Origin of the sequence: Fulvivirga sp. M361, assembly GCF_007097395.1 — a bacterium.
GTDB lineage: Bacteria > Bacteroidota > Bacteroidia > Cytophagales > Cyclobacteriaceae > Fulvivirga.
Genome location: NZ_VKDC01000125.1, coordinates 1 through 305, shown reverse-complemented (window position 1 = coordinate 305; position 305 = coordinate 1). Strand labels below are relative to the sequence as shown.

The 305-nt window shown below is 47.5% G+C and carries 1 protein-coding gene; it reads right to left on the bottom strand.

The features are described from left to right. On the bottom strand, positions 1-305 hold a 305-nt coding region (locus FNH22_RS31845), incomplete at both ends, for a cadherin repeat domain-containing protein (protein WP_143402581.1).

Sequence of the window (305 nt, the reverse complement as noted above, 5' to 3'; positions counted from 1 at the left end):
TATCTGGTCGGTTACGGTTACCGTCCAGGTTTCCGTATCCGAGTTGTTATCATTATCGGTAGCCGTGATTTCAATTTCATATACATTGTCAGTATTGGCATCTACCGGTGACTCAAAGTCTCTGCCTACCATGCTGACCACACCGGTGGTGCCGTTGATCGTAAAGTCTGCCGCATCTGCTCCGCCGCTGATGGTATAGGTCACATTGCCTATTGGCGTATCACCACTAAGGTTAGGGGTCACCGAAGTATAGACCGAATTTTCATTGACATTGGCATTAGCGATGGCATCAATGGTAAAGTTGG